The organism is Nonomuraea fastidiosa (assembly GCF_042751225.1).
Taxonomy (GTDB): Bacteria; Actinomycetota; Actinomycetes; order Streptosporangiales; family Streptosporangiaceae; genus Nonomuraea; species Nonomuraea fastidiosa.
Genome location: NZ_CP170570.1, coordinates 5691186 through 5701185, shown reverse-complemented (window position 1 = coordinate 5701185; position 10000 = coordinate 5691186). Strand labels below are relative to the sequence as shown.

The following is a 10000-nucleotide window of genomic DNA, read 5'->3' as shown; positions in this document are numbered from 1 at the left end:
AAACGCAGGCCCGGGTGGGCGGTCGCGAACGGGTCCGCTCCTTTGGGGATGGCGCACGGGTCCAAGGCGAGGTCGTCGCCGGCCGCACGAGGTCGCGCGGGCGGTCCAGCGTCGCGTAATCGGCGCGACCGATCGCCGCGCGGGTTGTCCTCCTCGGGGTCATCTGCTCTCCGCAGACGATCATTATGCTCCGGGATGGGGGCATGTGATCAGGTCTGTCTCCTACGTGTGACCTGCGAAAATCCTTGCTGAGACGTCAACTTGGAGTCAGGACAGATCGGACAGAGGTCAACGAGCCGGGTAGCGCCAGGAGCACGATCTCGGCACCCCGACGCAGTGCCGTTCTCATCGGAGCCGCGGCGCACCCGACGAACGGCCGGAGGCGGTGGTGCACAATCTCACGATCACGCTTGAAAAGCGGAAGGACTACATACTCACCGGAATCGTTCAGGAATGGGGAGAGCAGGCCCACCGAACCCGGGCGCCGTTTCGTACGGATGGGTCGCGTAGCCCATTCGACGGCCGGACCACACGGGCTGAGACCCGATCTGCCTGGGGCTTCACGCCTGGCTTGACCGCTGTCCACGCCGGCCATCAAAACAATGAAAATGATGACATCGGGCATTATCAGAGCATTTTATTGATGCGTGTGAAAACTTGATGGCCGACGCGCCGCAACGCTATACAGTTGTCAAACCAAGCGGTGCCCCGCCATTCCCAGGGAGAACTCCATGGCCAGAGCACGTCAGAAAAGGCGTGCCGCGCCCACCCGCGCGAAGGAGGCCGAGGAGGGACGCTGGACGGCCGTGGGGAGGTGGTCGGCGGGGATACTCAGTGCCGTGATCATCGCGGCGATCGGCGCCGTCATCACCGCGTGGGTCAACGCGCGCGGTCCCGCCGCGGTCGATCGGCTCAGCGGCGGGCCGCCCATCAAGGTCGGCTACGTGGCCGTCGACCGCTCCCAGCACGAGATCGCCCTGGGCAGGCCGGTGACCGATCCCGGAGAACGGGCGGTCCTGCGGGCCAACGCGTCCGGCGCGCGGCACGACGCGGTCATGGCCCGGCACCAGGCGGCCCCCATCGAAGAGGCGGCGGTGACGGTCGTCCTCACCGGGAACCGCAGCAGCCTGCGCATCGTCGACATCGAGCCGCGCATCCTCGATCGCGGGCCCGTCGCGGACGGCGCGCTGCTGATCTACAGCTCCGCCGGCACGACCGACACCATCGAACTGTCCGCGGATCTCGACACGCCGGTTCCCCGCTTCGTGACCGCGGCGGACCGGAAGACCCCCTACTTCAGGAAGAAGCAGATCGACCTGAAACGGGACGAGCGGGTCACGCTCTCCCTGTCGGTCAAGGGCAAGGCGGCGTCCTACGCCTTCGATCTCCTGGTCACCGTGCTCGCCGAGGACCGGACCGAGCAGGTGAGCGTCGAAGGGCCGGACGGGGGCCCGTTCCGGGTGACCGGCCTCGCCGGCACGTACCGCTCCTACTACGCCGTCTCCCCGCTCGGCGGCTGGCGGCCCATCTCCAACGCGGAAGCATGTGCGATGGGCAGGCAGAGCCACAAGAGGGCGGCATGCTGAGCGGGCGTCGCGTGGCCGGAGTGCTGCTCGCGGTGGCGGTGCTGGCGTGCGCGGCGGCGGACGCGCCGTGGCGGCGGCTCGTCCCGATCGAGTGGCGTGCGGTGTGGTCGGTGTCCGCGAACGCCGACATCGACAAGACGTACGACACCCCGCGTTTCGCCGCGTCCGGCCGTGCCGTCGCAATGGCCGCGCACGAGAACACCGTCCAGATCCGCGATCCCCGCACCGGTGAGCTCCGGCGCACCATCCCCGCCGACCCGTCCCCGTCCACGATCGTCACCGGCGTGTGGATCGCCGCGGGCACGCTGGTCGTGGCACGCCAGCGGCCGGATGCCACCGGACATGCCCTCACCGGTCATGACCTGGCCACGGGCCGGGTGCTGTGGCGGCGCGCGATCACTGTCTCCACCGAGCCGGCCGTGTGGGACGACGTCGGTGCGTACGACGGCCCGCGGATCCTGGTGACCGAGCGCGGCGTCGTGGTGTTCGAACGCTCGGCCGACCCGCTCGACATCCGGGCCCTCGACCTCAGCACCGGGGCGGACACGGCGCGGGCGACGTACGGGCAGGGCTGCCACCTGACGAGTGCCGGGACCGCCCGGTCGGTGACGCTGCTCAGCGGCTGCAAGGAGAACGGGCTCCGGCTCGCCTCGATCGATCCGCGCACGCTGCGTCATCGGTGGAGCCGGACGCTGTCGAAGCCGTCCGATAAGTCGTACGCCGGCCTCGCGATCGGCCTGACGACCGACGCCGAAGGTCACACACATGTCCTGACCGGCTCCAGCGGCTCCTTCCACGGACCTGACGGCCGCCCGCTGCCGCGTGCGCGGGAGGCCGGATTCATCACGAGCCCGGAGCGCTGGTCTCCACCGATCTACGCCGGAACTCTCTCGGCCGCGGCCGACCCCGGGGGAGCCCGACGGCAGGAGGGCTGGCCATTGCCCGCCTACTTGATCTCCGTCGACCCCGGGACGGGACGGCTCGGCGGGCTGCCGATCGATCAGCCCTTCACCCAGGCGTCCCTCGCCGGGGTGATCACGAACATGGCCTTCGTGCACGGCAAGTGGCCAGGTGGCAGCCGGATCACCGCGTACAGGCTGACCTACGGCCCGCCTCGCGAACGCTCCTGGTTCGGCGGAGTCCCGGCGAGCGCCTGGCCGGATGCCTGCGGCCTGCTGACCGAGCGCGATCTGTCCCTGGTCGCGGACGGCTACCGCGCGGTCCCCTGGCCGGTCGGCCCACCGGGCAAAGCCGGGAAATGCGACTGGGTGCCGCCCGGGGACGGCGACCCCGTCGTCTCGCTCTCGGTGGAATGGGTGTCGCCGTCGGACGCCGGCGCGCGCCGGCTGTTCGCTCGCGACGAGCAAGCCATCGAAGCGACCGACCACGTCGATCCCACCACCGAGAGCCCGGGATTTCTCACCTACACCGTGGATGAGACGAACGGGTACTACGGCGGGACGCTCATGAACGTGGGCCCCGTCATCGTCCGGTTGACCTCTCCGTCACGGCAGGCGGTACGGCTCCTCTCCCCGTTGCTGCGGAACAAGCTGTTCGCCCGTTACCGCCCAGGCGCCGCCGTCCCCGTTCCCGCGCACGCGGACGGCTGGAGCCACCCGACGGACGCGATCGTCCACGCCGGGCCGGTGGTGACCGGCGGCGTGGCATACGCCACCAGCGGCGACGGCACGGTGACCGCGCTGGACGCCGCCTCGGGCGCGCGGCGGTGGCGTTTCCCGACGGGCGGCGTCATCCATAACGGCCATGTGGTCGTGGACGGCACCGTGTACGCCGCGAACGAGTCCGGCCGCCTGGTCGCGCTGGACACCGCCACCGGCCGCCCGAGGTGGAGCCGCGAGCTGCTCGTCGTCAGCGACCTCGCCAGTGCGGGAGGCCGCCTGTACGCCTGGACGAGGCGCTCCCACCTGGAGACGACGCCCGAGCTCGTGGCGCTGAGCCAGGCCACGGGCGAGAGGTTGTGGACGTTCCGGCCGAAGGGTCTCTTCCCTGTCAAGTCCTATCTCGTTCTCATGGGCGATGCCGTCCACGTCGGCGGCGGGAACGGCATGGTGGACACGCTGGAGGCCGCCTCGGGAGCCCGGAAGTGGCGCGCTCGAGCCGGCGGCGCCACGGACTTCATCCACCTGACGCGGAGCGGCGCGGTGCTCTATGCCGCGAGCGCCAGGGGCGAGGTGCGCGCTCTGGACGCCGCCACCGGAGAAGTCCTCTGGCGCGCCGCCATCGGCGCCGCCATCGGCTTCCGGCCCGTGGTGACCGGCGGGCGGCTGTACCTCGGCGACAAGGAGGGCACGACGTACGTGCTGGACGCCGCCACCGGCAAGCCGCTGTGGAACCACCACACGACCGGCGGCGCATTCCAGTACAACTGGGCCATCGCAGTGGCCCGGGGGCGCGCGTACATCAGCGGACTGGACGGCAGGCTGCACGCGCTCGACGCCGCCACCGGCACATCGCGCTGGACCTTCCCCTGGGCCGGGACCGGGGAACCGGCCCGGTGGTGGCGGACGGGACCGTGTACATCGGGGACGACGAGGGCACGCTGCACGCGCTCGACGCCGGTACCGGCGTCGAGCGGCGGAGCTTCCGCGCCGGTGGCCGCATCACCACCGAACCCGTCGTGACCGGCGGTTTCGTCTTCGTCGGCAGCTCGAACGGCAACGTGTACGGGTTTCCCGTCCCGACCCCCTGAGCGGGTGGCTTCACCCCCTCCGGCCCCGTGCGCGACGCGCTGCGGCTGCGCGCCGCCATCGAGGTGGTGGCGGTGACCGGCACCGGTGCCTGCCGGATCAGGACCGGAGGAAGGCGGTGAGGAGCGGGTTGACCTGGTCGGGAGCGTCTTCGTGGACGTTGTGGCCGGCGTCCGGGACGATCTTCACCGTGGCGCCGGGGATGCGCCTGCCGTACTCCTGGGCGTACGCGGCCGGGAGCCACTGGTCGTCCTCGCCCCAGATGACCATGGTCTTGGCGCGCAGGCCGGCGAGGCCGGCGTCCGTCGGCTGGTAGTCCTGGGTACGGACGAGGCGGACGAAAGCCTCCCGCCTGTCGGGGCGTGACATCCAGTGCCAGGTCTCGTCCACGACCTCGGCGGTGACGCGGTCCTGGCGGGCGAAAGCGGTGCGCAGGCTCTTCTCGAAGTCGGAGCGGCCCATGAGCTTGACCGCCAGCTCCCCCACGACCGGTACGGAGAACAGCGCCGTCTGCGAGGCGAGCGGCTTGTCCAGGCCCGGGGAGTCGAGCAGGACGAGCCGGTCGACGCGGGACGGGTTGCGCTCGGCGTAGTACAGCGACCAGGCGCCGCCCCAGGAGTGGCCGACCAGGGAGACCGTGGTCAGCCCCGCCGCGTCGAGGAACGCGCCGAGCGCCGCCGCCATGGCCGGGATGTCGTAGGCGAACTCGCCCTTCACCGTGGTGTAGCCCTGTCCCGGCAGATCGACGGCGTACACGGTGTGCTCGCGCGCGAGCGCCGGGATCGTGTCCCGGTACGAGTACAGCCACTGCGCGCCGCCCGCCACCAGCACCACCGGCGATCCGCTGCCCGTCTTGCTGTAGTGGAACCGCGCCCGCCGCGTGTCGAGGTAGCCGCCCTCGTACGCCGAGCGGTAGCCGTCCACGGACGACGGCTGCCAGACGTACGCGATGAACAGCGTCACGGCCACCAGCAGCGCGAGCGCGCCCGCCACCCGACGCGGCCAACGACGCCCGCGCCGCCTGCCGGGGCGCCCCGCCCGTGCCTGCTCAACGTTGATCATGATCCCCCCTCAGTGGTTCGTCGCAGCAAGGACGGGCGAAGGCACGCCCGCGTGACATGGGCGGAGGTGATCTCGATCACACGTCGTGGGATCCGGTCACGATGCTTAAGCGGCCTCGCCGGACTTCAGTCCTCTTACTGATGCGGTGCGCCTCGGCCGGGCCGTACGTTCGTGGCCCGCTCAACGTACGAGGACACCCTGGGAGGAACGCCGTGCAGGCCATCACCTTGGAACCCGTGGGCAGCGTCGTCGGCGGCCGTGCCGAACCCTTCGACGACGGCTGGGACGCCGAAGTCGCGGTGATCCGCATCGACGGGACGCGTTTCGAGCCGGAGGCGCTCGCCGGTCTTGAGGACTTCTCGCATCTGGAGGTGGTGTACCGGTTCCACCTCGTGGACCCGGGCTCCATCACCACGTCGGCGCGCCACCCGCGCGGCAACACCGACTGGCCCAAGGTCGGCATCTTCGCCCAGCGGGGCAAGAACCGCCCGAACCTTCTGGGCGTCTCCCGCTGCCGCCTGCTCGCCGTGGATGGGCTCGACATCCACGTACGCGGTCTCGACGCCGTGGACGGCAGCCCGGTGCTGGACGTCAAGCCTTACATGGCCGAGTTCGGCCCGCAGGGCGAGACGGTGCAGCCGGAGTGGGCGACGGAGCTGATGCGCGCCTACTACTGAGCGGCTACTGAGATCCCGGCCCCGTCTCAGTATCGAAATCAAGTCGTCTTGATTCGAGGTTTTGAGTTTTCGAGACAGCGGTAGACCGTCGCCCTGGAGACGCCGAACCTCGTGGCGATCTCCTCGGCGGCGACGCCTTCGGCGTGCAGGGCGCGTACCTGGGCGATCTGCTCGTCGCCCAGGATGGCGGGGCGTCCGCCGCCTCGCCCCCGCGCCTCCAGCAGTGCCCGAGCGCCGTCCAGAATCATCCGCCGCGCGATGGCGGTGCGGCAGCGGTCCGCGATCGGCGCCTGCACGAGCAGCCTCATGTCCCTGACCAGCATGGTCAGCGTGTCGCGGTGGCGCAGGTGCACATCGACGTAGCCCTCGATGGCCCGCCACCGCACCTCCTCGGGGGTCCCGCACGACTCCGCCGTGGGGAGATCCCGCATGCGTTCATCGCCTGGCCTGCGCGATGGTGTGACGGGAACATGAACGTTACGGTGACGCCAGGGACAAAAGGTGCGAGGAGTGGCATGTTGTACGGCCGGGCGGCGGAGCAGGCCGCCATCGACGAGTTGCTGCTCGGCACCCTTGAGAACCGTCCCGGCGTGCTGGTCGTGCGCGGCGAGGCGGGCATCGGCAAGTCCGCCCTGCTCGGCTACGCCGCGGAGAACTTCACCGGGCAGGTGCTGCGGGTGACCGGCGTCGAGTCGGAGGCCGAGCTTCCGTTCGCCGCGCTGCACCTGCTGCTCCGCCCGGCGCTCGATCGGGTGAGCGGGCTGCCGCAGCAGCAGGCCGAGGCGCTGCTGGGCGCGTTCAACCTGGGCGGCACCACCAGGGGCGACCGCTTCCTCGTCGGCCTGGCCACGCTCAGCCTGCTCGTGGAGCTGTCGGCGCAGGGGCCGCTGCTCTGCCTGATCGACGACGCTCAATGGCTGGACGGCGAGTCGGCCGACGCGCTGCTGTTCGCCGCGCGCCGCCTGCACGTTGAGCCGGTCGCCGTGCTCTTCGCCGCGAGGACCGGCGCCCGGCTCTCCTCCGGGGAGCTGCCCGAGCTTCACCTGGGGAGCCTGGACGCCGAGGCGTCCCGCCGGCTTCTCTCCGAGCACTCGGAGGCGCTCCCGCCGGCGTTACGCGACCAGGTGGTGGCCGAGGCGCAGGGCAACCCGCTCGCCCTCCTGGAGCTGCCGCGCATGCTGAGCCCGGAGGCGACGGGCCCGCTGCCGTTCTGCCTGGGCGGCGCGGCGCCGGTGACCGGCCGGGTGCTCGCCGGTTTCCGCGACCGCGTCGCCGCGCTGCCCGCGGGCACCCGTACGTTCCTGCTGGTCGCCGCGCTCGACGACCGGGGCGAGCTGGGCGTGCTCGCCCACGCGCTGAGCAAGCTCGGGGCCTCGCTCGCCGACGCCGCCCCGGCCGAGCGTGCGGGCCTGATCCGGGTCTCCCCCGACGGCGTCGCCTTCCACCATCCGCTGGTACGGGCCGCGGTGCTGATGGCCACCGACATCGCCGCCCGGATGGCGGCGCACCGGGCGCTGGCCGAGTCGGTCGACGACGACCGGCGGGCCTGGCATCTGGCCGCGGTCACGCTGCGCCCTGACGAGCAGGTGGCCATGGAGATGGAGCGGCTGGCGCTGCGCGCGCAGCGGCGCGGCGGGCAGGCCGCGGTGTCGGCGGCCTACGCGCGTGCCGCCGAGCTGTCGGCCGGCGCCGCCGAGGCGGCACGCCGCTACACGCTGGCGGCGTCGGCGGCGGTCGAGGCGGGGCTCGGGCAGCGCGCCGCCGAGCTGGTCGCGCGGGCGCTGCGGCGGACCGGACCCGGGATGCCGGAGGGTTCCGTCAGAGCCGAGCTGGACGTCGTACGCGCGCGGCTGGCGGTCGAGTCGGGCCGCCCGCTGGAGGCCGCGCGGCTGCTGGTGGAGGGCGCCCAGGCGGGCGTGGACCACCTCACCCGGCTGTCGCTGCTCGGCACGGCCAGCTACTACACCTGGACGAGCACCGCGCATGCGGACCAGCTCCACCTGGTGCGCCGCATCGAGGAGCTGACCCCGGACGGCGATGGGGTGACCGCGGTGGTGAAGGCGATGAACGCGAACTTCCGCACGGTCATAGAAGGCGGCTCCAAGGTGACCATCACGCGCGCGGCCAGGCTGGACGAGGTGCCGTTCGACCTGCGGCTGATCGTCTCCTTGCAGGCCGTGATGCCCGCCGACCGCGCGGGGATGCTCGACGCCGCGGTGGAGATGGTCAGGGAGTGCCGGGCGGAGGGGCGTCTCGGACGCATGCCGCAGGCGATGACCATACTGGCCATCGCCCAGTTGATGGACGGCGGGCACCCGGGCGCGCGGGACACGGCGGCGGAGGGGATGACGCTCGCCGCGGACGTGGGCCAGCCGGTGTGGCGCGGCTACCTGGCGGGTTTGCGCGCCTGGCTGGCCGCGGTCGCCGGAGCGGAGGAGGAGTACGCCGCGCTGGCCGCCGAGGCGATCCGGCTCTCCGAGGCCCGGCGGTGGTTTCCGAGCCGGTGCTGGGCCGAGTTCGCCGGAGTGCTGCTCGACCTGGGCAGGGGCCGCTACGAGGCGGCGCTGGAGGCGATGGACCGGGCGATGGCGGGCCCGTCGCGGCACGCATTCATCTGGCGGTACGCCTGGCCCGACTACGTCGAGGCGGCCGTCAGGGCGGGCACGCCCGAGCGGGGACGTACGGCGCTGCGCAGGCACGCGGAGTGGGCGCGGGCGACCGAGGAGCCGGGCCCCCTGGCCGTCCAGCACCGGGCCAGGGCGCTGATGGCCGATGAGCACCGCGCAGAGCAGGAGTATCAGCGCGCCCTTGAGCTGCACCTGCAGCACGAGCAGCCCTTCGACCAGGCGCGCACCCGGCTGGTGTACGGGGAGTGGCTGCGGCGGCACCAGCGGCGCGGCGAGGCCCGCACCCACCTGGAGGCGGCCATGCAGGCGTTCGACCGGCTGGGCGCCGCGCCGTGGTCCGCCCGCGCGGCCGGCGAGCTGCGCGCGGCCGGCGTGTCCATCGCCGGCGGTGGCGGCGACGACCTCATGTCCAGGCTCACCCCGCAGGAGCTGCAGGTGGTGCGGCTGGCGGTCACGGGGGCGTCCAACCGGGAGATCGCCGCCCAGCTCTTCCTGAGCCCGCGCACGGTGGCATCGCACCTGTACAAGGCGTTCCCGAAGCTGGGCGTGGCCTCGCGTGCCGAGCTGGCCAGGCTGGATCAGACCCGGCGGTAGATGATCGGTTGCGCGGCGATGCCGTTCGCTTTGAAGGTGGCGAGCACGAAGCTGCGGAACGACGGCCGGAAGATCAGGCCGGGCAGGAAGGTGCCGAGCGTCGGCCAGCTCGCGTGGTTGATGAGCCCGTAGCCGCCGGCTTCGCCCTCGACCGGCCGCATGAGCGCGGAGTCGGGCAGCGCGGTCTTGGCCTGGAACCAGCCCGCGGTGTACTCCCAGACCTTCAGCAGGATGTCGCGGTCGTCGGCGTAGAAGTAGTTGAACAGGAAGTAGTGGTCCTGGCCGTGGTCCACGTCGCCGAGCCGGGCCGCGTTCTCCGCGACGGTCTCGTACGTGCGGCGGGCCCTCGCGCGCAGCGTCCTGGCGAGCTCGCGGTACGCTGCGCTCTCGCGTGCGGCGTGGGCGGCCTCCACGGACGCGGTGCGGATCAGCACGACGATGTCGTAGCGCGCGGGCGGCACGCCCCTGGCGGCGAGCAGTTCGTCGCCTTCGCCCGGCGGGCGAAGCACGGCGCGGAACACGTTGGCCTCGCGGGCCTCGACGTCCGCGGCGAGCGCCTTGAGCCGCGCGGCGAGCCGGGTGGGAGCGGACGCGAAAGGGCCGCGCCAGGAGCCGGCCTTGCCGGCGAGCACGACGAAACCATCGCCGGTCGCGGGCAGAAGGCGGGCCTTGACGGCCAGATGGTCGTTGATCAGCTTCACGCCGCCGACGCTAGACCGCACGCGTGACCGGCCGCTTCCGTCATC

7 protein-coding genes and 1 pseudogene are annotated in these 10000 nt (G+C 72.0%); 5 read left to right on the top strand and 3 right to left on the bottom strand.

Going from position 1 to position 10000, the window contains the following annotated elements; genetic code table 11:
- Positions 1-731: 731 nt before the first annotated feature.
- From ACFMQL_RS26300 to ACFMQL_RS26290, 3 genes and pseudogenes are all read left to right on the top strand, one after another.
- Positions 732-1586, top strand: coding sequence for a hypothetical protein (locus ACFMQL_RS26300; protein ID WP_364055718.1), 855 nt, complete (start codon positions 732-734; stop codon positions 1584-1586).
- A pseudogene (locus tag ACFMQL_RS26295) lies at positions 1544-4126 on the top strand (PQQ-binding-like beta-propeller repeat protein); the annotation flags it as partial. The gene ACFMQL_RS26300 and the pseudogene ACFMQL_RS26295, both read left to right, overlap by 43 nt.
- On the top strand, positions 4057-4296 hold the full coding sequence (locus tag ACFMQL_RS26290) for a PQQ-binding-like beta-propeller repeat protein (protein WP_378790211.1): 240 nt from the start codon (positions 4057-4059) through the stop codon (positions 4294-4296). The pseudogene ACFMQL_RS26295 and the gene ACFMQL_RS26290, both read left to right, overlap by 70 nt.
- A 97-nt stretch (positions 4297-4393) precedes the next feature.
- Here ACFMQL_RS26290 and ACFMQL_RS26285 read toward each other — a convergent pair whose 3' ends face one another.
- On the bottom strand, positions 4394-5356 hold the full coding sequence (locus ACFMQL_RS26285; RefSeq protein ID WP_378787505.1) for an alpha/beta fold hydrolase: 963 nt from the start codon (positions 5354-5356) through the stop codon (positions 4394-4396).
- Between the two features lie 212 nt (positions 5357-5568).
- Between ACFMQL_RS26285 and ACFMQL_RS26280 the strand changes: the two genes are divergently transcribed.
- Positions 5569-6033, top strand: a complete 465-nt coding sequence (locus ACFMQL_RS26280; RefSeq protein WP_364055727.1) for an SAM-dependent methyltransferase — start codon at positions 5569-5571, stop codon at positions 6031-6033.
- Positions 6034-6071: 38 nt separating this feature from the next.
- Here ACFMQL_RS26280 and ACFMQL_RS26275 read toward each other — a convergent pair whose 3' ends face one another.
- Positions 6072-6464 carry a helix-turn-helix domain-containing protein gene (locus tag ACFMQL_RS26275; RefSeq protein WP_364055730.1) on the bottom strand — a complete coding sequence of 131 codons (393 nt, stop codon included), beginning with the start codon at positions 6462-6464 and terminating at the stop codon, positions 6072-6074.
- An 84-nt stretch (positions 6465-6548) separates the two neighbouring features.
- Between ACFMQL_RS26275 and ACFMQL_RS26270 the strand changes: the two genes are divergently transcribed.
- On the top strand, positions 6549-9254 hold the full coding sequence (locus ACFMQL_RS26270) for an ATP-binding protein (RefSeq protein WP_378787503.1): 2706 nt from the start codon (positions 6549-6551) through the stop codon (positions 9252-9254).
- Here the strand turns inward: ACFMQL_RS26270 and ACFMQL_RS26265 are convergent.
- Positions 9239-9955 carry a hypothetical protein gene (locus ACFMQL_RS26265; protein WP_378787501.1) on the bottom strand — a complete coding sequence of 239 codons (717 nt, stop codon included), beginning with the start codon at positions 9953-9955 and terminating at the stop codon, positions 9239-9241. The two genes, ACFMQL_RS26270 and ACFMQL_RS26265, sit on opposite strands and share 16 nt — an antisense overlap.
- Positions 9956-10000 lie beyond the last annotated feature (45 nt).